Annotated in this window: 23 protein-coding genes and 1 pseudogene; 5 read left to right on the top strand and 19 right to left on the bottom strand. The window is 37.4% G+C overall.

All coding sequences use genetic code 11. From position 1 onward, the window contains the following. Positions 1 to 57: 57 nt before the first annotated feature. The 6 genes from hrcA to gpr form a co-directional block, all read right to left on the bottom strand. Entirely contained in the window at positions 58 to 1,089 is a 1,032-nt protein-coding gene (gene hrcA, locus QFZ87_RS09860; protein ID WP_309867749.1) for a heat-inducible transcriptional repressor HrcA, read from the bottom strand. Positions 1,090 to 1,204: 115 nt separating this feature from the next. Beyond that, positions 1,205 to 2,344, bottom strand: a complete 1,140-nt coding sequence (gene hemW / locus QFZ87_RS09855) for a radical SAM family heme chaperone HemW (protein ID WP_309860537.1) — start codon at positions 2,342 to 2,344, stop codon at positions 1,205 to 1,207. A gap of 79 nt (positions 2,345 to 2,423) precedes the next feature. After that, entirely contained in the window at positions 2,424 to 4,259 is a 1,836-nt protein-coding gene (gene lepA / locus QFZ87_RS09850; RefSeq protein ID WP_309860535.1) for a translation elongation factor 4, read from the bottom strand. A gap of 114 nt (positions 4,260 to 4,373) precedes the next feature. Continuing rightward, the gene (locus QFZ87_RS09845) at positions 4,374 to 4,688 is read right to left on the bottom strand and encodes a YqxA family protein (RefSeq protein WP_309860533.1); all 315 of its coding nucleotides are present in this window, start codon (positions 4,686 to 4,688) and stop codon (positions 4,374 to 4,376) included. 30 nt (positions 4,689 to 4,718) lie between these two features. Then, on the bottom strand, positions 4,719 to 5,924 hold the full coding sequence (spoIIP, locus tag QFZ87_RS09840) for a stage II sporulation protein P (protein ID WP_309860531.1): 1,206 nt from the start codon (positions 5,922 to 5,924) through the stop codon (positions 4,719 to 4,721). A gap of 127 nt (positions 5,925 to 6,051) precedes the next feature. Further along, positions 6,052 to 7,176: a GPR endopeptidase gene (gene gpr, locus QFZ87_RS09835; RefSeq protein ID WP_309867746.1), complete on the bottom strand. Its 1,125-nt coding sequence runs from the start codon at positions 7,174 to 7,176 to the stop codon at positions 6,052 to 6,054. A gap of 226 nt (positions 7,177 to 7,402) precedes the next feature. Between gpr and rpsT the strand changes: the two genes are divergently transcribed. Then, entirely contained in the window at positions 7,403 to 7,663 is a 261-nt protein-coding gene (gene rpsT, locus QFZ87_RS09830; RefSeq protein WP_309860529.1) for a 30S ribosomal protein S20, read from the top strand. A gap of 54 nt (positions 7,664 to 7,717) precedes the next feature. On the opposite strand, the gene holA is transcribed toward rpsT, so the two are convergent. Then, complete coding sequence (gene holA / locus QFZ87_RS09825) at positions 7,718 to 8,734, bottom strand: DNA polymerase III subunit delta (protein WP_309860527.1); 1,017 nt, start codon at positions 8,732 to 8,734, stop codon at positions 7,718 to 7,720. Positions 8,735 to 9,039: 305 nt separating this feature from the next. On the opposite strand from holA, the gene QFZ87_RS09820 reads away from it, so the two are divergent. After that, the gene (locus tag QFZ87_RS09820; protein WP_309860525.1) at positions 9,040 to 9,174 is read left to right on the top strand and encodes a YqzM family protein; all 135 of its coding nucleotides are present in this window, start codon (positions 9,040 to 9,042) and stop codon (positions 9,172 to 9,174) included. Between the two features lie 71 nt (positions 9,175 to 9,245). Here the strand turns inward: QFZ87_RS09820 and QFZ87_RS09815 are convergent, their stop codons facing one another. The 3 genes and pseudogenes from QFZ87_RS09815 to QFZ87_RS09805 all read right to left on the bottom strand — a co-directional run bounded on the left by QFZ87_RS09815 (position 9,246) and on the right by QFZ87_RS09805 (position 12,832). Next, complete coding sequence (locus tag QFZ87_RS09815; RefSeq protein WP_309860523.1) at positions 9,246 to 11,573, bottom strand: DNA internalization-related competence protein ComEC/Rec2; 2,328 nt, start codon at positions 11,571 to 11,573, stop codon at positions 9,246 to 9,248. A gap of 91 nt (positions 11,574 to 11,664) precedes the next feature. Then, positions 11,665 to 12,111, bottom strand: a pseudogene (locus QFZ87_RS09810) (ComE operon protein 2); the annotation flags it as partial. A 73-nt stretch (positions 12,112 to 12,184) separates the two neighbouring features. After that, positions 12,185 to 12,832 carry a helix-hairpin-helix domain-containing protein gene (locus QFZ87_RS09805; RefSeq protein ID WP_309860519.1) on the bottom strand — a complete coding sequence of 216 codons (648 nt, stop codon included), beginning with the start codon at positions 12,830 to 12,832 and terminating at the stop codon, positions 12,185 to 12,187. A 90-nt stretch (positions 12,833 to 12,922) separates the two neighbouring features. Here QFZ87_RS09805 and comER point away from each other — a divergent pair, with 90 nt between their 5' ends. Then, positions 12,923 to 13,744, top strand: a complete 822-nt coding sequence (comER, locus tag QFZ87_RS09800; protein WP_309860516.1) for a late competence protein ComER — start codon at positions 12,923 to 12,925, stop codon at positions 13,742 to 13,744. Positions 13,745 to 13,820: 76 nt separating this feature from the next. On the opposite strand, the gene QFZ87_RS09795 is transcribed toward comER, so the two are convergent. From QFZ87_RS09795 to QFZ87_RS09760, 8 genes are read right to left on the bottom strand one after another with little or no spacing between them, the layout of a single operon-like run. Next, entirely contained in the window at positions 13,821 to 14,567 is a 747-nt protein-coding gene (locus QFZ87_RS09795; protein WP_309860515.1) for a class I SAM-dependent DNA methyltransferase, read from the bottom strand. Beyond that, on the bottom strand, positions 14,564 to 14,920 hold the full coding sequence (gene rsfS, locus QFZ87_RS09790; protein ID WP_309860512.1) for a ribosome silencing factor: 357 nt from the start codon (positions 14,918 to 14,920) through the stop codon (positions 14,564 to 14,566). Before rsfS ends, QFZ87_RS09795 begins: the two co-directional genes overlap by 4 nt. Before the next feature lie 3 nt (positions 14,921 to 14,923). Beyond that, positions 14,924 to 15,490 carry a bis(5'-nucleosyl)-tetraphosphatase (symmetrical) YqeK gene (gene yqeK / locus QFZ87_RS09785; protein WP_309860510.1) on the bottom strand — a complete coding sequence of 189 codons (567 nt, stop codon included), beginning with the start codon at positions 15,488 to 15,490 and terminating at the stop codon, positions 14,924 to 14,926. Continuing rightward, positions 15,480 to 16,049, bottom strand: a complete 570-nt coding sequence (locus QFZ87_RS09780) for a nicotinate-nucleotide adenylyltransferase (RefSeq protein WP_309860508.1) — start codon at positions 16,047 to 16,049, stop codon at positions 15,480 to 15,482. Before QFZ87_RS09780 ends, yqeK begins: the two co-directional genes overlap by 11 nt. Positions 16,050 to 16,075: 26 nt before the next feature. Next, positions 16,076 to 16,366, bottom strand: a complete 291-nt coding sequence (gene yhbY, locus QFZ87_RS09775; protein WP_309860506.1) for a ribosome assembly RNA-binding protein YhbY — start codon at positions 16,364 to 16,366, stop codon at positions 16,076 to 16,078. Next, complete coding sequence (gene aroE / locus QFZ87_RS09770) at positions 16,360 to 17,199, bottom strand: shikimate dehydrogenase (protein ID WP_309860504.1); 840 nt, start codon at positions 17,197 to 17,199, stop codon at positions 16,360 to 16,362. Before aroE ends, yhbY begins: the two co-directional genes overlap by 7 nt. Positions 17,200 to 17,251: 52 nt before the next feature. Next, positions 17,252 to 18,355, bottom strand: a complete 1,104-nt coding sequence (yqeH, locus tag QFZ87_RS09765) for a ribosome biogenesis GTPase YqeH (protein WP_309860502.1) — start codon at positions 18,353 to 18,355, stop codon at positions 17,252 to 17,254. 3 nt (positions 18,356 to 18,358) lie between these two features. Further along, positions 18,359 to 18,874, bottom strand: coding sequence for a YqeG family HAD IIIA-type phosphatase (locus QFZ87_RS09760; RefSeq protein WP_309860499.1), 516 nt, complete (start codon positions 18,872 to 18,874; stop codon positions 18,359 to 18,361). Between the two features lie 455 nt (positions 18,875 to 19,329). Between QFZ87_RS09760 and sda the strand changes: the two genes are divergently transcribed. Continuing rightward, positions 19,330 to 19,470, top strand: a complete 141-nt coding sequence (gene sda / locus QFZ87_RS09755) for a sporulation histidine kinase inhibitor Sda (protein WP_309860497.1) — start codon at positions 19,330 to 19,332, stop codon at positions 19,468 to 19,470. A gap of 71 nt (positions 19,471 to 19,541) precedes the next feature. Here sda and QFZ87_RS09750 read toward each other — a convergent pair whose 3' ends face one another. Then, entirely contained in the window at positions 19,542 to 20,324 is a 783-nt protein-coding gene (locus QFZ87_RS09750; protein ID WP_309860495.1) for a phosphatidylserine decarboxylase, read from the bottom strand. A 126-nt stretch (positions 20,325 to 20,450) separates the two neighbouring features. Here QFZ87_RS09750 and pssA point away from each other — a divergent pair, with 126 nt between their 5' ends. After that, positions 20,451 to 20,990: a CDP-diacylglycerol--serine O-phosphatidyltransferase gene (pssA, locus tag QFZ87_RS09745; protein WP_309860494.1), complete on the top strand. Its 540-nt coding sequence runs from the start codon at positions 20,451 to 20,453 to the stop codon at positions 20,988 to 20,990. Positions 20,991 to 21,143 lie beyond the last annotated feature (153 nt).

The following is a 21,143-nucleotide window of genomic DNA, read 5'->3' as shown; positions in this document are numbered from 1 at the left end:
TCTCATAGAAAAGGGGGTGAAACATAAGGATTTCACCCTTACTCAATATTGCCAGTGCTACTTGGTTTGATACAGTCTTGTCAAAACCGCCGTCAAGTCGTTACTTAACAATTGGAGCAGCCCAATGACACGTGAATATTCCATTCGGGTTGGACCAAGAATCGCAATTGTACCTAACTTTTCAACTCCAACAGAATAAGTAGCAGTAATCAAACTACAATTATCCATAGCACTGATATTATTTTCTGTTCCTATTTTGACATGAATCCCAGCTGAATCTTTTCGAATCAAATTGTAAATCCACTCTTCTTGGTCAATCATGGTTAGTAAAGTACGGATTTTGCTTATATCATGAAATTCAGGCTGGCTTAACATATTTGTTTTTCCACCAAAGAAAAGTTTTTCAGTGACTGGCATTTTTAGTGAATCTGCTACTGTATGCAGCATCAAATCATAATTATGAATATGCTGCCTAAGCAACATGGCAACTTCTTTGTAAATTTTGTCGTTCAAATCTTCTAGCGGAACACCAGCAAGACGGTCATTTAAAATATTTACTGTTTTTTCCAAATCACTCACATCAATAGAGGCAGGTAAGGAAAAGGTTCTGTTTTCAACATGACCTGTATCTGTAACGAAGATGGCTACCGCTGTTTCCTTATTCAAAGGAATAATCTGAATTCTTTTCAGTTTATTGATACTAGCAGCTGGTCCAAGCACAATCGATGTGTAATTGGTTAATTCAGAAAGTATTTTTGCAGACCTTTGAATAATTTTCTCAAACTCATAAATTTTTTCGGCAAAAATCGATTGAATAATGGAAACATCCTGCTGATTTAATGCCTGCGGTGAGAGTAAATGATCGACATAATACCGATAACCTTTTTCAGATGGAACTCTTCCTGAGGAGGTATGCGTTTTTTCAATATACCCCAACTCTTCTAGGTCGGCCATTTCATTGCGAATCGTAGCAGAGCTAAAGGAAATTTCCTCTTTTTTCGACAAGCTTCTTGAGCCGACTGGTTGAGCAGATCGAATAAAGTCATCAACAATAACCTGAAGAATCAACAATTGACGATCTGTTAGCAACATTCATCACCTCTGTTAGCACTCATAGTTACCGAGTGCTAATTATATTAATAAATTATCAAAAAAGGGGGGATGGTGTCAATTAAAAAGAAAGCCGATATTTGTGACGGATTGACTAGACCGCGCCCAAAAAGGCCTGGAAAACCTCATTTCCTAAAAAACGACCCGTTTTAGTTAAATATATATTATCGTTCTTCACTTCTATCCATTTCTTACTAATTAATTCAGTAATTTCCTTTTTAAATAACTGTAAGGGGTCCTGATCAAATTTTTCAATAAAATGAGAAATGGAAACTCCTTCTGTTTTACGCAATCCAAGGAACATTTCTTCTTCCATTTGTTCTGCTTTTGTAACTTGATGATCATCCAAAACCGGAAGCAATCCGCTATTAACTTGGTCCATATATTTTTTTAATGGGCCTGAATTCGAGCGTCGAAACCCATTCACATAGCTATGTGCCCCAGCGCCAAACCCGTAATAATATTCGTTGTTCCAATACGTCAGGTTATGCTTACTCTCAAAACCAGGCTTAGAAAAATTACTTATTTCATATTGATGGAATCCATGTTTCTCCATTTCATCCATTAATATCTCATACATTTTGGCTTCTATATCCTCCCCAGGGGTTGGGAGCTTCCCTTTTTTTAATAGATTATAGAAAACAGTCTTCGGTTCAATGATTAATGAATATGCAGAGTAATGATTGATATCGAGTGAAAAAGCTTGCGTTAATGATTCTTTAAAGTCATCGACTGTCTGCGAAGGCAGGCTGAAGATTAGATCAATGCTGATATTTTCAAAACCTACTCTTTTAGCACTCTCAATGGTTTGATAGACATCCTTAGCTTTATGGACACGACCGATTTTTTTTAAAAGGTCTTCATTGAAGGTTTGAACGCCCAGGCTGATCCTGTTTACCCCAGCATCCTTTAATATTTGTAATTTTTCAATGGATAAATCACCCGGATTTGCTTCAAAAGTAAATTCAACATCATTACTTGGTGGAAGGTTTTTATTTATGCTCTCACAAAATGTAAAGAGCTGTTGTTCATTTAATGAGGTAGGTGTTCCACCCCCAACAAAAATGGTGTCTAATTGATTGGTTGGATACTTTGCAAGAGTTAGTTTCATCTCTTGATCAAGTGCTTTTAAATAGTCCTCAACTGGCTGCCCTTTTAGGAAAACTTTATTAAAATCACAATAATGACAAATATGCTCACAAAAAGGGATATGAAGATAGGCAGCTTTTATCATTTTTAACACTTCCTTATGCTAGTAACAAAAAGAGGCTAGAATGCCTGTCACAGGCATGTCCTAACCTCCAATTAGTTATTTATTTTTTTGTATTATTGTCATCCATCTTTAGTACAGCCATAAACGCTTCCTGCGGTACCTCAACAGACCCTACTTGTTTCATCCGTTTTTTACCTTCTTTTTGCTTTTCAAGTAATTTACGTTTACGGGAAATATCTCCCCCGTAACATTTAGCTAACACGTTTTTACGCATCGCTTTAATCGTAGAACGAGCAACAATTTTTTGACCGATTGCAGCCTGTATAGGAACCTCAAATTGTTGTCTTGGAATCAATTCCTTTAGTTTTTCAACTATAACCTTACCACGATCATAAGCAAAGTCTTTATGAACAATAAAACTTAATGCATCGACTTGTTCTGCATTTAGTAATATATCCATTTTAACCAGGCTAGATGGTTTGTAACCAATCAACTCATAGTCAAAAGAAGCGTAGCCCCTTGTGCTGGATTTCAACTGATCGAAGAAATCATAGACAATTTCCGCTAAAGGAATTTCATAAACGATACTAACCCGGTTCTCGCCCTGGTATTGCATATCAATAAAATTCCCGCGCTTTAACTGACAAAGTTCCATGATTGCACCAACATAATCATTTGGAGCCATCATTGTCGCTTTAACATAAGGCTCTTCTACGCGGTCAATTTTCTGTGGTTCAGGCATGTTAGCAGGGTTGTCTACATTTACTTTAGTACCATCTGTCATGTAGACATGGTAGATAACACTTGGTGCAGTTGTAATTAAATCAATTTTAAATTCACGCTCAATTCGTTCTTGAATGATTTCCATATGAAGAAGTCCAAGGAATCCGCAACGGAAACCGAAACCAAGCGCTTGTGACGTTTCTGGTTCAAATTGAAGAGCAGAATCATTTAATTGAAGCTTTTCAAGGGCTTCACGAAGATCATTAAACTTAGCTGTATCAATTGGATAAAGTCCGCAATATACCATTGGGTTTAATTTCCGGTAACCAGGAAGCGCTTCAGTCGTTCCGTTTTTCGCATTTGTAATGGTATCACCCACACGAGTGTCACCGACATTTTTAATAGATGCAGTTAAGAAGCCAACATCTCCAACTGTTAATTCGTTAAGTTGCGTAGCTTTTGGAGTGAATACTCCCACTTCATTTACTTCAAATTCTTTTCCAGTTGCCATCATTTTAATCTTGTCGCCGACTTTTACAGACCCTTCTACTACACGAACATAGGCAACAACGCCACGATATGCGTCATATAACGAGTCAAAAATCAGGGCTTTTAATGGAGCTTCCGGGTCTCCTGTTGGAGCTGGAACTGTTTTCACGACCTGTTCAAGAATATCTTCAATGCCGATTCCAGCTTTAGCTGAAGCTAAAACGGCTTCAGATGCATCTAAGCCGATAACCTCTTCAATTTCATTCCGAACTCTCTCCGGCTCGGCACTTGGTAAGTCAATTTTATTAATAACAGGTAAAATTTCAAGGTTGTTATCCAAGGCAAGATATACGTTTGCTAGTGTTTGTGCTTCAATTCCTTGTGCTGCGTCGACGACTAATATAGCCCCTTCACAAGCAGCAAGACTCCTTGATACCTCGTACGTAAAATCGACATGCCCTGGTGTATCAATTAAATGGAAAATATATTCTTCTCCATCTTTCGCTTTATATTTTAACTGTACAGCATTTAACTTGATGGTAATCCCGCGTTCCCTTTCAAGATCCATGGAATCCAATAGCTGGTCTTTCATCTCACGCGATGATAATGCATTTGTTTTTTCCAAAATACGATCAGCCAATGTTGATTTTCCATGGTCGATATGAGCGATAATGGAAAAATTTCTGATCTTTGATTGTCGTTTGAGTTTTTCTTCTCTGTTCATGGTCTTTCACTCCTACTATACTCGCACATGTACACTATTTTTGATTATATCAGTAGAGCATTCGAGATTCAATTAAATTCGAAAAGCGGCACCTTTTTAGGCACCGCTTTTGCTTTATTTCGTTATTTTTTGAATCAGATTTTCAGAGGCATTTGATATCCCATCAGACATTTTTCTCCCCATTGAGGAAAAGAAGTTATAGGCGCTTATCTCTTCAAGCTTCTTCTTCTTTGCTTCGATATCATGACTGGAAATATTTTTACCTAATATGGAGGCACTTATGTGATTATCAGTTTCATTTAAGCTGACAGCCTGATGAAAGTTTGGATCGTCGTACCCTTTCATTTTATGAATTCCGTTATTGGCTAATTGCATGCCTGTTAAAACAGAGATTAGCATGAGAGCGGCAATACCAACGCTTTTAAGCATAAATAACTTCATACAACTGCTCCCTTACACTTATTGTTTATCAGTTGACTGCTTAACATCCTGATTCACCTTTTCTGCCTGCCAGTAGTACTCACTAAATACTTCAGCAAGAGCATCAGCAGAACGGTTTAACTCTTCAAACGTATTATCTACCCCGCCAAACTCAATTAGAATAGCATTTGATGATAGGTTTTGGTTATAGATACTATTTGATCCAGCTTCATTTTTAACCATAACGCCTCTGCTTAATCCCTTATATTTTTTCTGTAAAAGATTGTGCAGTTCTGTTGCTAGCTTTGCATTTTTCTCATAATTTGGGTTTTTACCTCCAATAATAAACGCAAGCTTAGCAAACGGTTTTCCATTAATCGATACGGTTGTTTTGTCCTTCCGTTGCGAATCTCGATGAATATCAATAAAATACTGCAAATCTTTATTAGAGGCCATGGCTGTTTGGACAACAGATCGTGATTCTTCATAAGATCTTGGAAATTTCCAACCTTTTTTATTTAAGTTTGCTTGGATATCTGTTTTATCAATAAAACTTCCGATTCCTCTATCCTTAAGACTCGTCCTAAGCTGGTCACCAATCTTTGTGACATTAATTTGAGAATGATAAGCCAGATTTGGATTGGTTACACCCTTAAGATATGGTAAATAGGATTCCCGATTATGCGAGAAGTAAACATAGACGACTTGTCGATTTCCCGTCGTTTGCCCTGGCGTTGTAGAAGGATTCTCGTTTGTTGGCTTATCTAATCCTTCAAGATTTTGTAATGCCGCTTCCCGTTCTGCCTTCATAATCTCAATGGGCGGTGCTGATTCAATTGGCATATTGGTATAATTAGTGCCCTCTCCTGCCACAAGAATTTTTCCATCAAATTGATAGAATCCTGGGAGTTCTCTTCCAAGAAGACTTCGTGGGTCATTCAAATTAATATTACTAGATAGTTTAAAAACCAAATTGGTCAGAGTAGGTGTTGTAGCCCAATTATTTTCCACCTTTAGAAAATGGTGATTTTCCCAGCCCATCAGTTGGTAGAGGAGTTCTCCATTCACATTTGTGGCAGCTTGGTTTACAGAAGATGACATCAGCCTATATTGTGGCTTGAGTGACGTTAAAAGGCCGCTTATAGAAAAAATCAATATGATAAAGAGTAACAGAGCAGCGATTATTTTAAATAAGCTTGTCCCTTGGACGATAAAAAACGTTCCAGATGTTCTAGCATTTTTCATAGTTCCACCCCGCTTAAACGATTCTAGTAAATCTTATGACAATACTAGAATTGGTAGAACCATAAATAACAGCTAAAGCTGTTCTAAAAAGGGGCTAATGGTAAAAACCAAGCCCCCTAAGAAAATTTTATTTTGTATAATATCCGGCGTTTTCCTGATCAACCGCAGTGTGAAGCGATGAGTTTAAGCCATTTGCAATGAGGTTCGCCATATCCTCAATGAAAACATCAACTTCCTTTGGAGTAACCATTAAGTTATGGCCAATTGGTGCAAGTACCTCATAAATCAACTTCCTTTTCTCATCATCTGGCAGGGTGCCAACAATTCCGAGAAAGGTTTTCCGATGTTTTTCTTCTGGTAAATCTTCCTCGGTTAACTTTCTCTTTTCTCCAAAACTCATGCCTGCTGGTGCCAGCGCTCTTGAGGGGCGATTGCCCTCCTTTAATTCTTTACCAAAGTGTTTAAGGATAAAATCAATCGTATCACTAGTAATGGAAACTGCGTCCACCACCGTTGGAACACCAATTGCTATGACAGGAATCCCTAACGTTTCTTTGCTAAGTTCTTTTCTTTTATTACCGACACCTGAACCAGGGTGAATACCTGTATCAGAGATTTGAATGGTTGAATTAACCCTTTCGATTGACCTAGATGCTAAAGCGTCGATAGCGATTACAAAGTCCGGTTTTGTATTTTCTACCACACCGAAAATAATATCACTTGTTTCAATCCCTGTTAGTCCCATCACTCCAGGAGACAAGGCACTTACAGATCGGTACCCTTCCTCCACATTTTCTGGTTGAAGCTGAAAGAGATGTCTTGTAATTAAAAGATTTTCACAAACCATTGGCCCTAATGCATCAGGAGTTACATTCCAATTTCCCAGTCCAACAACAAGGCACGAGTCTGTTTTCTTAATTCCAGACCCTTCTAGAAAATGAGCAAATTCCCTAGCAAATATTTCCTCTACCTTGTGCTGTGTGTCTGTGTTTTGCTGACGGATTCCTTGCACCTCTACCGTTAAATATCTTCCTGCTTTTTTCCCGAGCTGTTGCTCTCCTTGTTTTGTTACCTCAACCAAAGAAATTTTTATATCGTCAACATCTTTTTCCTTAATTATTACTCCCTCAATTTGTGAAAGGTCTTCCTCTTGCTCGACAGTCCCCTTTCTACCAGCGATCACCATTTCCCTTGCTTCAATGGCCAGGTCAGTTCTAACCGAGTATTGACTTAAGTCGATTGATTCACTCATGCTCATTCACATTTCACTCCTAACATGTTCTCCAGAAAATAGAAACTATTTCCTATTTTTGCCCTCTTCACTTCAAAACATGCAAGTTAAAATAATTATCACTTTTCATTTGTGTATTGCAATATAGGCCATCGTTTGATAAAATACTTCTTGTTCTGAATTATTATTGATGAATGTAAAGTCGAGTTCATATAGTCTCGATTCTTTGTAGGAGGTGAATGTAATAATGCCTAACATTAAATCTGCTATTAAACGTGTTAAAACAACTGAAGCTCGTAATGCTCAAAATACAACTGCTAAATCTGCAATGCGTACGGCTGTTAAAAAAGTAGAAGCTGCTGTTTCAACTAATGACGCTGCTGCTACAAAAGAAGCATTAGTAACTGCTGCTAGTAAATTAGACAAGGCTGCTGCAAAAGGTCTTATCCACAAAAATGCTGCTGCTCGTAAAAAATCACGTCTAATGAAAAAATCAAACGCTCTATAATATAGAGCGCAATAAAAAAACGATTCCGCTCAGGAATCGTTTTTTTATGTTTCTTTATCTTTTTAAACGAAACAATAGCATCTCGATAAGCAAGGATTTGTTCATACCGCCTGTTTTCATTTGATAGTCAGCCTCAGCAAGCCATTCCATAAGTTTAGCTAATTCTTCATCTGTAAATTTATTTGCCTGTCCACTTGCTAATTTGACACGAAACGGGTGGGTTTTTAAGTAACCAGCAATTTGCTGTTGACCATACCCTCTTCTAGAGAGTTCCTTTACTTGATAAATTAAGCGAAATTGCCCGGCTAGTAAGGCAAGGATTTTAATTGGCTCCTCATTTTGCTTTAGCAAATCATAATAAATCCGTAGTGCCTCATCCAATTTTCGTTGAACCACTTTCTCAATTAAGGTAAAAATATTCTGTTCAAGAGATCGGGCCACTAATTTTTCAACTAAATCCACATCAATTCTTTTATGGTCTGCTGCATACAAAGCCAACTTATCCACTTCTGTGGTTAGCATAAACATATTTGTTCCAACTAAGGCTAGTAATTGATCAACAGCATTCGCCTCTATTTCAATTCCATTTCCCGCCGCACGATCCTTCACCCAGTTTTTCAACTCATGTTCATTTAATTTTTTAGCTTCTACTAGTTCTGCGTTTCTCTTCAGTTCTTTCGTGATTTTTTTTCGCTCATCTAATTTTTCATATGGCGCTGAAATAACCATCACCGTATACGGGGCTGGTTCTTTCAAGTAGGCTTCAAGTTTTGTTAAATCGTGTTCAACCTTTTCCTTCGTTTTCTCCGCAGTTAAAAATACGGGATTATGTAAAAAAACAACTTTTTTTTCACCTAGAAAAGGAAACGTTTCTGCATCCTCCAATGCCACATCAATGGGGGTCTCCTCTAAGTCATATGAAGAAAAATTAAAGTCCTTCTCTTCTTCGTCTAATATATGGTTAAGAAGTAGTTGCTTCGTTTCATTGATTAAATATGCTTCTGTTCCATATAATAAATAGATAGGAGCAATTTCTTTTTTCTTGATTCTCCTCCAAATATCCAATACCATTGTCCAGCGCTCCCCTTCATTTCACTTACATCTTATCGTAATGAAGCTTGGACGATTTGACAAGTACTTAAAGGGAATTAGCAATTAACTAATAAGTGCCAATTCCCGATCTATAATGAACGCCTGCAATATTCAGCCCTAGGATCTGTAATTGCCTGGCGGAGTTCCTAACGTAATAATAGTGTAGCCTTAACTGAATCATAGTATTTTGACAACTCTTGTCATTACAGGAAAACGGTAAAGGGAGGCTGGATTTTTTCAGCCAAATAGCTTATACTATATTTTGAAAATAGGAGGGGTAGATTGTGAATCAATTTGAAAAAAACGTGCAAAGCAAACGTAACGACGCTATCGATTCTGGAGTAGGATTTGGGGTTTCTTTTGGCTTCTTTGCTTTATTGTTCATTGTCGCAACTGTTATTAAGCTTATCGGTTCATAATGAAGGGTACATATTGTAATCAAGGACTGCTAACTTGCAGTCTTTTTTTATTTCTTATTGAATGCTTTATCTTATGGTAAAAAGGTTGAAAAGGTTCCTTTCTGTTTATAAAAACGATACGTAATTGCTCCTTGTAAATCAGTTCGGTAAATGGTGGCCTTGACTTTTTTTAACCGCTCAAGCACTTCTTGATGTGGATGACCAAAACGATTTTTTTCACCAGCAGAGATTAATACTGTCTTTGGTTTAACTTGATGAATAAATAATTCAGCACTCGATGTCTTACTTCCATGATGTCCCGCCTTAAGTACATCAATTGTTAGATTTGGATATTTCTTAATAATTTTCTCTTCTCCTTCCTGATCAAGGTCTCCCCCGAAAAACCAATTCTGCCCCCCTAAACTGGAAACAAAGGCAATTGACCCACTGTTTCTTTCACCCGCAAAATTTCTTTCCGGAGAAAGGATAAAGAATTCAAATTCATCAATATTCCAATGATCCCCGGCTGTAACTTTTATAACAGGGATCCCTTTCTTTTTAGCTATTTTAATGATATCAAGCTCTGTTTCAGACGGGTCAATGACCGAGGGAATTAAGATTTGTTTGACCTTAAGCTCTTCTAAAATAGAAAAAGAACCTCCAATATGGTCTATGTCACCATGAGTTAAAATCAGTTTATCAATTTTTGTAACACCTTTTCCCTTCAAGAAAGGTACTACCACGTCTTTCCCCACTTCAAAAGGATTTGCTCGCTGCCTCCATTCTTCCACTTGGTATTGCATTGTTCCTCCTGTATCAATCAGAATGGTGCCTTTATGGTAAGGAAGTTGAATTAGAATACTGTCCCCTTGCCCGACGTCAATCATAGTCACCTCTCCATAAGGATTAAATCTGTTTACCTCCATTTGAAGACTGAAAAGCAGGATACTCAACAAAATAAGATGCCTTTTCCCTTTGGATGAAGTAATGTTTTCCCAATTACAAAAGATCGCAAATATAATCAAGATTTCCACTATTAAAAGTATAAGATTGGGCCTACCAGGTATAAAGCTCCCAAAAGGGATGTGTGCCGCATAATCGATGACTCCATTAAAAAAGGAAATGATTTTCAAGAAACTATTTACAAGAATGATTGGAGTATTACTGAATAGCAGTTGAACAACAAAGAGGAAGTAAACACCTGGAAGATATACAAAGGAAAAGAGAGGAATATACAGCATGTTGGCTATAATGCCGACTAATGAAAGCTCAAAATAATGATAAAGTAACAATGGAAAGGCTGCTAATTGAGAAATAACAGACGTAACAAACATCCGTAATAAACTGTGCTGATAAATTGAAAAGATTAATCCAGCTGACAGAATGATGGCCGTGCTTACTGAAAAAGAAAGTTGAAAGCCAACATCAAAAATGACAAGCGGGTCAATAAACAAAAAGATAATAAAGGCCAAACATATTGCGTCAATTGGTAAAAGCTTAAGTCTATTTTTCCATTTTGTCGTTAGCAGGACAAGGAATATCATTAATCCAGCCCTAATCACGGATGGAGAGCTCCCTGTAAGGATTACATAGACAGGAATAGCCACCAAAAGAACATTCGTCATCCACTGCCTTGTGATTCCTACCCGCAGGCCCAAATAAAAAACAACCCCAATTAACAAGGAAACATGAAGTCCAGAAATAGCTAATAAATGAACGATGCCAGTTCTTTGATAATTACCAAGCAAGTCCGGATTCAATAAACTCCTATCGCCAAAAATCAAAGCTGCGGACAATGAAGCAATTTCAATAGGGAAATGGTCAGTAAGATAACGTGTACCCGTAAAACGAAGTTGTTTTATCATAACCAGTAATGAAGGTGGAATGGAAGTACAATGTTGGAGTGGATTTTCATTGGTTTCAAGTATCCAATGAATGCGCTTATTGGATAGATAGTTACGATAATCAAATCCATTTGGATTTTTGGCCATCGCCGGTTTTTTCAAGGTACCCGATATCCTGCAAACCCGACTAAAAAAACTTTTATTTTGAAGGTTTATTTTTTCATTCTCTGATTTTAATTTGTAACGTATGAGGAGATTCTCATTGTGGAATTTTTCCTTTACCTCTACCTGTAATAAGTCGCCATCAATTTTGGGATTTTCCATGGATTCCAGAATAAAGGCTGTGGTAGATTCAGGTATAAGAGAGTGATTCATTCTTTCCTCCCTCATTCCTATTAACAGAGAGAGGGTAAAAACAACCACGAGGAGGGCTATTTGTTCCTTCGAAAATCTTTTGTATTGATACAGTAAATACATATAAAAAATCATTAGCAGAAAGAAAGGATAAAATGTTACAAGAGCACATAGTACGCCCAACAAAGCAGTAAGGGCAATATACATATACTTTCCATTCATTTTACTTCTCCAATTTGTGGGTTTTTTTAGGAGTTTGAAAGGGATGACGCCGGATATGACCGGCGCCAAGAAAAAGCTATTGTGTTATCTTTCTAAAGTCGATGACTTGTTCAGTCAGTTCTACCTTTTCAAGTTTTACACCCGCTTGCTCAAATAATTCAATCGCATATGGATGATTCTTATAATCCTCCGCGTAATAAACCGTCTTTATGCCCGCTTGGATAATTGCTTTACAGCATTGGAGGCAAGGAAAATGAGTCACATAGATTTCAGCATCAGCAGTAGGTACACCAAATTTAGCACATTGCAGCAAGGCATTCATTTCTGCATGGATAGTTCTTACACAGTGGTGGTCAATCACATAGCATCCTTTATCAATACAATGGTCGCCCCCTGCAATCGATCCGTTGTAGCCTCCAGCAATAATACGCTTATCTCTAACAATGGTTGCACCTACTGTAAGCCTAGTGCATGTGCTTCTTAGTGCCAGCAAGTGGCTTTGTGCCATAAAATATTGATCCCAAGATAGTCGATTCACGATTCCCCACTCCCTAGAAATAAAAAGTTTACATTTAGTGTAAGGGTACTTGTACTTTAGGTCAATCAATGATTCAATGAACCACAATTAAATCCTTTAATTTTTCATAGGTTTTATCCCCAATCCCACTAATATTTTTCAGGTCTTCTACCACCTTAAATGGTCCGTTTGTGTTCCGATATTCCAGTATGGCAGCTGCCTTAGAAGGACCAATTCCCGGGAGATTTTGCAGTTCGTTTTCATCGGCTTTATTAATATTAATTTTCCCCTGACCCTCACTGGTACTAGCTATTACGTTGGCGTGTCCATCTATGGAACCAACAATAGCAGCAGCGGTTTCCTCACCCTTGGCCGGTACATAGACAACCATTTCATCAACAACATGTGCAGCGAAATTAACTTGGGTTTGGTCAGCTTGCTCCGTTAATCCACCAGCGCGGGTAATGACATCAATGACTCGATCACCTGTACTTACCTGATATACGCCCGGCTGTTTGATTTGTCCCTTTACATCAACCATTATTTTCTCTGTCTTTTCCTTTTGTTCGGGTTGATTATTTTTCGTGATTTCCTGACCTTCCTCTTTCAGCGTGCTTTCCATTGAAATTGTCTCAGTTGCTTCAGGGGTATTTTCAATGAAGGAAAAATAATAAAAACAACTTAAACCAATAACTATAGCAACTACCATGTAAAACTTGTGTTCCAACAACCAGTCTTTCATTAGGATCCATCCTTTCAAATCAAAGGTATATTTCACATTTACTTTTCATATGGTTATAAAAGAATATTGCATGCGAAGGAGGGTCGGAAAATGAATCTAGGTATCATCGGTACCGGTAATATGGGGAGAGTTTTGGTGGAGGCCTTGATTGATAGTAAGGCCATATCCCCTTCTTCAATGATCATTACAAATAGAACGAAATCTAAAGCCATGCTGCTTAAAGATAAATATAGGGAAATTAGGGTTGGGGCAACTCCAGAAGAGGTGGCGGCTCAATCCGATTTATTATTTATTTGTGTCAAACCATTAGACATTTATAAAATACTGGATGATATAAACCCCCATTTAAGTGATGAAAAATGTCTTATATCCATAACAAGTCCTGTCAGTACAAGCCAAATTGAAAAAAAAGTATCTTGTTCAGTCATCCGAGTAATTCCAAGTATTACAAATCGGGCATTATCCGGCGTGTCCTTACTTACCTTTGGAGAAAATTGTAGTGATCTTTGGAGAGAAAAAATTGGAACTTTAATTACGAAGATTTCGGTACCAGTTAATATTGACGAGAACATTACGAGGGTAGCCTCAGATATTGTAAGTTGTGGCCCGGCTTTCTTCAGCTATCTCCTACAGCGATTCATACAAGCAGCAGTGAAGGAGACGGAAATTGACGAAGCCACTGCAACCATTTTTGCAAGTGAGATGATTGTGGGACTTGGTGAGTTGTTAAAACAAGGTCACTATACTTTACCATCATTACAAGAAAAAGTTTGTGTAAAAGGTGGAATAACGGGTGAAGGGATAAAGGTGTTAGACAATGAACTGGGGAACGTGTTTGAACATTTGTTCCAGGCGACTCATTCAAAATTTAAAGAAGATCTTGATAAAGTGGAAATGCAATTCTCTAAGTAATTATTCGATAGCATTAGACAAATTCCTTCTTTATTTTCAAAAAAATGAGGCTGACTTTTTTAGTCAGCCTCATTTTTTATTTTTTTCGAGCGACGAAAAAGATTCGTTCGGATTGTGGCTCGGGTGATTTTGGTTCGAAGTCTGCACAAACCTTAAGCAATTCAAAGCCTGCTTCATTTAACCAGTCTGAGTATTGCTCAATAGGATAGGTCCGTTGGTAATGAATTTCATCATACCGATCATATTTACCCGACATTTCATCTAACACAAAAAAACTTAAATCATGTTCCACACTGTACTCTTTTTCTCCAGAGAAACTATTCCAAATATAGGAAAGACCCTCATCGTTTACCGCAAAGGTTTGGTCAATAAAACCATGAGAGATTTTATAAGTGGAATGCACATCAAACATAAATAGTCCATCAAGTGTTAAATGCTGGAAAACAGAAGAAAACGTCACTTTAACTTCCTCTTCTGTATGCAGGTAATTGAGTGAATCGCAGAAAATACCAATCACATCGAATTGACCCTGTCCTTCCAAATCAATCATATTCTGTTCAAACAAAGGAATATGAATTCCTTTTGTTTCTGCCTTTGCCTGTGCAACAGCCAGCATATCGGACGATAAGTCGACTCCCGTTACTTGAAACCCTTCATTCGCAAAGCGAATGGAGAGCTCCCCCGTACCACAGGCTAAATCAAGCAGGCGAACCCCAGTCACATTATAGTTTACAAGCTGTTCTTTGACAAAACTTACCCATTCGTCATAAGGAGCATCCTTCATTAGCTCATCATACAAATAGGCAAATTGTTCATAACTCATGAATTTAACTCACTATGGATATCTTCAAGCGGTGCATCGCCCCATAAGCGTTCTAAATTGTAATAGCTTCTTTCCTCACGATGGAAGACATGGGCTACGACATCACCTAAATCAATCAAGACCCATCTTGCTTCATCAAAGCCTTCCATTCTTTTTACATCATAGCCGGTTTCTTGTGCTTTTTCCTTGATCTCTCTTGCAATTGCTTGCACCTGTTTATCTGAATTACCATGACAAATAATAAAGTAGTCAGCAATTAGAGATATGCCCTTCATATTTAAAGCCAAAATATCTTCCGCACGTTTATCATCTGCTGCCTTTACAGCTATTTTTAATAGATCTTGATTATTCATCCATCAATCCTCCAGTTTATTAACAAGGTCATTGTAAGTATAAAATGTATCAGGGTAAACTTTTTGATTCTTTTTTAATAAAAATATAATGGTATTTTGAACTGATTTAACTAATGCACGCGGTAAATTGTCTTGTGCAAGCTCTCTCACTTCTTCTACACCAGGAAAGTGACGGCCTGGCTCCATATAATCTGCCAAATAAATGACCTTTTCCAGCAAGGTCATTCCCACTCTTCCAGATGTATGGTAACGGATGGCATCTAATACCTCACGATCCGTAATCCCCACTTCTTTCTCTACTAAGTATGCGCCTGCAGGAGCATGCCACAATTCGGAATTATATTCAAGCAAATTCTGTGGAAGCCCTTGAGTAGTGATGATTTCCTTCATTTCCTCTTTTGGACGAAATTTTGCATAATCATGAAATATAGCAGCGGTTTCGGCTTTCTTTTCATCGGCTCCAAAACGCTTAGCGAGTATTATGGCTGTTTCCATGACCCCGATGGTATGTTGATACCGGTGCTCGGTTAACTGCTCCTTAACAACCTGTAATGCTTTTTCACGTTCCATATAAGTGCTTCTCCTCAATATATTCAATGACAGCATCAGGCAGTAAATATCGAATAGTCTTTTCACTCTTCACACGATCTCTTATCATACTTGATGATACATCCATGCCTGGCACCTCCACATAAAGAACAGGATAATTGGTTTGATGACTATAGGACGGCCTATGTACACCAACAAATTGAACGAGCTTAACAAGCTCATCAATTTGTTGCCATTTCGGTAAATATTCGATCATGTCTGCCCCAATGATAAAGAAAAATTGATATCCAGTATACTTATCATTGATTTTCTTCATAGTATCAACGGTATAGGAAGGGCCTTCTCTTTCTAATTCAATCGTCTCTATTTTAAAAGCTGAATTTCCTTGAGTTGCAAGCTCAAGCATCCGAAGACGATCTTCATTTTTAACAGAACCTGTCTTTTTCTTATGGGGAGGCTCCTGGTTTGGCATGAACCAAATTTCATCAAGTTCAAGTGCGGAAAGAACCTCATTAGCAATCATCAGATGACCATAATGTGGAGGATCAAATGTTCCACCCAAAATTCCAACCTTCTTCATGCATTCGCATCCTTTACTACATTGGATTATGGAAGAGTGATTGTTTTCTTTTCAACAGACTCTTTATACAGGACAATCGTGTTCCCAATGATTTGGACAATTTCAGCGCCTGTGCCTTCAGCTAACTGTTCAGCAACTACTGATTTATCTTCCTCACAATTTTGTAAGACACTAATCTTAAAAAGTTCTCTCGCTTCAAGTGCGTCCGATACTTGTTTAATCATATTATCATTGACTCCACCTTTTCCTACTTGAAAAATAGGATCTAAGTGGTGTGCTTTTGAACGTAAAAAACGTTTTTGTTTACCTGTTAACATGTTTTTCCTCCTAATTGTTTCAACACATTCTCTCTCATTCGTTGGATATCCGGAAGTATTCCTGTCCACTTTTCAAAGGCAAGAGCTCCTTGATAAACAAACATCTCAATTCCATTTTGCGTTCGTGCTCCTTGTCCATTTGCATCATGTAAAAATTGAGTTGTAAGTGGATTGTAAATTATATCACAAACCATTGACTCTTTCCTTAGATTATTTAAATCCAGAGGCTTTTCATCTAATCGAGGTGACATCCCGACCATGGTTGTTTGAATGATTAAATCATATTCTGCTATTTGTTTACCAGCTTCGGCAATAGATTTTGCAATAGACGAGATGGTATATGGACATGCTTCAATCAAGCTCTGGGCTTTCTCCAAAGTTCGATTAGTAATGTCAATCACCGCAGGTTGTTCCTTTGCCAAGGTAAAATAAATGGCCCTTGCAGCACCACCTGCACCAATAATCAAGACCCTTTTTCCTTCTATAGAAGGAAGACTTGTATGGAGTCCACTTAAAAATCCTGGTCCATCAGTATTGTAGCCAATTAATTTTCCATCGTCATTGACAACTGTATTTACTGCTCCAATGCTGGAAGCTAATTCATCTACCTCATCTAAAAAAGGAATAATCTTGCTTTTATGAGGAACGGTGACATTAAATCCACCTGCGCCAATTGCCTTCAATCCCTTAACGGCATCCTGTAGATTCTCTGATTTTACTTGAAAGGGAAGATAATAGGCATCAATATTGTAAAAAGAGAATAAATCATTGTGCATGACTGGCGACATCGAGTGCCCTATCGGATCTCCTAAAACAGCAAAAAGCTTTTTCACCTTATTTCTCCTCACCCATTCTGACTTTGTATCACTTGTTTTACATACGTATTTAAATTAAAGATTTACGTATTAACGTTTGTACACCCTTTGGAACATAAGCAGCCACTTTTGCCCCAGGCTCGTTAACAGTAATCCAGCCTAACCCTGAAAAAACGATATCCGTTTTAGCTTCCCTCACCACAAACTCTTGTCTTACTAACTCTGGGAAAGAATCAACTTGTTCCGGTTGTGGAGGTGTTAGCATTTCCCCGACATGCTTTTCATAAAGTTCAGAGGCATTTTCTGTTTTTGTCCTATGAATAGTTAATTCATTGGATACATAACAAACAAATGACCTTCTACCACCACTGATATAATCAAATCGTGCTAAGCCTCCAAAGAATAAGGTTTGACCTTCATTCAGTTGAAATACTTTTGGTTTAATCTCCTTTTTAGGAGTAATCACTTTTAAATCACTTTTGTCAACAAAATGAGCCATTTGATGGTGATTGATAATTCCAGGTGAATCAATTAGATACTTTCCATCGTCAAGTGGGATTTTGATAATATCCAATGTAGTCCCAGGAAAATGCGAGGTAGTAATGAGGTCCGCTTCCCCTGTTACATCCTTAATAATTCTATTGATAAAGGTTGATTTCCCTACATTTGTACAGCCCACCACATAGACGTTCTTTCCATTTCGCATCTCATCAATAGCTGCGGCTGTCTCTTTAATAAACTGACCTTTGGCTGCACTTACAAGGAATACCTCTTCTGCCCGTAACCCCAGTTCCTTTGCTTCGTTCTTCATCCAGTTAATTAATTTATTGTGTTTGACCGACTTTGGTAAAAGGTCTACCTTGTTACCTACAAGCAGTACCTTGTTATTCCCAACAAACCTGTGTAATCCCGGTAACCAACTTCCATTGAAATCAAAGATATCAACAATCATCACAATAAGGGCATCGGTTTTTCCCATTTCATTTAAAATCTTTAAAAAGTCATCGTCGGTAAGATTGACATCTTGAACCTCATTGTAATGCTTGAGTCGGAAACACCTTTGACAAACAATTATTTCCTTTTCTAAAGCAGAAGATGGTGCATAGCCTATTAATTCCGGATTTTCCGTTTGAACTTTTACACCACAGCCTATACATATATGTTGTTCACTCACAAATTAATCCTCCCATTGAAGCATTCCTTTTTTTCTGAACCAATTTAAGATCCTTCTCTCAGCAAAACGGTTGAACTTTGTAAAGAAGCCATCGGTTTGAGCAACGGGTACAACCAAAATGGTATGAAAACCACTACGGTTTCCTCCAAGTACATCCGTTAATAATTGGTCCCCAATAACGACAGTCTCTTCTTTTTTTATGCCCATTTGCCTAACTGCTTTGTTAAATGCAGGTCCGAGCGGCTTCCGTGCGCGAAAGATAAACGGAAGGTTTAAAGGGTCAGAAAAAGCCTTTACTCGTTCCTCATTGTTATTTGAAACAATAGTTACAAGAATATGGTGTTTTCTAATTTCATCAAACCATTTAATTAATTGCGGAGTGGCATTCGGACGATCCCATTCCACTAATGTATTATCCAAATCAGTAATAATCCCTTTTATCCCTTTTTCCTTTAATTGTTCAGGCGAAATATCCAGTATGCTTTTCACATGCTCATCTGGTAAAAATTGTTTTAACACTAAGCTTACACCTCAATATAATTCTTAATATGAATAGCTCTTTCATCTGTACTTGTACAATCATAACCAATAATACCCTTTGTTTCAAAAGAAAAATAATCAATGTGTGATTCAACAAAATTCGACCACGTCTAATTCTACTTGAACTAAAAAACAGCTATTTTCAATGGATGTGACATCCTTTTAAAAAAAATAAAAAATATTTTTCGACAAACATCTACTTTTTTTCGACCTGTGGATAACCTTATTAACATTATACCCATTGAACTCTTTGAGTTTCCTTAGTTTATAAACAATTTAATCACAACTTATCCACCTGAAGTTGTGGATAAATAGAACGATTGTTCTATAGGGATAAATTTGGTAGATTTAGGGTACACCAATTGAACGTACTATTTTATGTTTAGTTTTCATCAAATAGAACAATTTTTTTATAATCGGAGGTGGATTCTGACGTGAGAAAACTGTCAGATGAATTATTAATTGAGTCATATTTTAAAGCAAAGGAATTAAACTTAAGCCCGGATTTTATCGGTCTCATTGAGTCCGAAATTCACCGACGTTCCTTATATAATAAAATAAAGCTCTCTTCCTAAAACCCTTACACTGCCCTATTATGGGCTTTTCTTTTTTTATAAGGATATTTCTAGTGCAGAAACTCCCTGTCTTATTTGTGCAATACACCTATTTTTTCGCCAACCTTGATATCCTTTGGTGTTTGAATAGATGCTTCCACTTGGAAGGTGTCCTTTTCAAATAGCAGCACAACCGTTGAACCAAAACTGAAATAAGCCATTTCTCCCCCTTTTTCAAGTCCTGATCCTTTATGCGTTGTTTCAATTGAATTAACAAACATCGCTCCAACCTTTACAATAGCCACATGCCCGAATGATGTTTTTACTTCAGTTATTACCCTATAATTCTTTGCTAGGGTACGAACTCCATATTTTAACCCTAACTTATTTACTGGATAGGATTTGGCCCCTAGTGTCCATTGCCTCGTTACAGTGCCATCAACAGGACTGTGTATCCTATGATAATGACTTGGACTTAAATAGAGAATCATGTATGTACCATTTAAGTATTTAGATAAGACTTCTTGATCACCAAGCATTTCTTCGATGGAATACGTTTTTCCTTTTACTAAAATTTCACTTGTCTCTTTTATCGGTCCAATATCCTCTATAACGGCATCAACGGGACTGACAACGGAGTCTTCACTTCGGTCAATAACTCGAGATTCGTTTTTCAACGTTCGAACAAATAAATCATGAAGAGTAGGATACTCCGAGACTGACTTTTCCATTTCATCCACATTCAACTGATAAATTCTTGCGAAGGATGGTACGACAAATCGGCTTGCACGTGAACGGGCAAACCTTCTTAAAATGCTGGATGTCCACTTTCCATTTGTTAATTCAATCATGAGACGATATAAACCTTGTATCATCAATCTACCCCCAAATAGTGTAAAAATACTCTTTACGAACTGTCATAAAAAGCTTAGAATTAAATATTATAGAATAAACTAAAAAAATGATTTTCCTTTTGCTAAAAAAAGGAGTGATGAGGAGAAATGTTTTTGTTGGACGTATTGGACCAAACAATAAAAAAATTAAAATCTCAAACAGCTAATGTAATAACGCTTGCCAATTTATCATTAGGCGGATTTGCGATTGTATTCGGACTACATGGAAATTTAAGACTAAGCTTACTGTTAATTTTTATTGCAGCCTTAGCCGACCGTTTTGATGGTATGATTGCACGAAAGTTCAATATTGAATCAGAGCTCGGAAAACAATTAGATTCCATGAGTGATATTATATCATTTGGAGTGGCTCCAGCACTATTACTATACCAAGGAATTTTACATGAATTCGGCGGACCTGGGTCATTTTTTACTGTTTTTTATATCGGCTGTGGTGCTTTTAGATTAGCTCGGTTCAACATTACTGAGAGTAATGGATATTTTACTGGTTTACCAATTACAGCTGCAGGCTGTTTGGCAACATTCAGCTTTCTACTCATTCCTTACATGCCAGCTCAAACGTTCTTATTCATTATCATCATTCTATCATTCCTAATGGTAAGTTCATTTAAACTGAAAAAAGTCTAATAATCAACAAAAAGCATCGACCACTTTAATGGTTGGTGCTTTTCATTTTATAAAATAAAATATTAATTTGAATGGACAGACACAATTTCCCGATTTCTTCATAGGAATTAGTAATAGGCCCTAGCCCAAAAAAGAAAGCACGGGGGTGGATGT

Origin of the sequence: Bacillus sp. SLBN-46 (assembly GCF_031453555.1) — a bacterium.
Taxonomy (GTDB): domain Bacteria; phylum Bacillota; class Bacilli; order Bacillales; family Cytobacillaceae; genus Neobacillus.
Note: the sequence above shows the minus strand (reverse complement) of the source record. Positions and strands in the feature narration are given on the sequence as shown.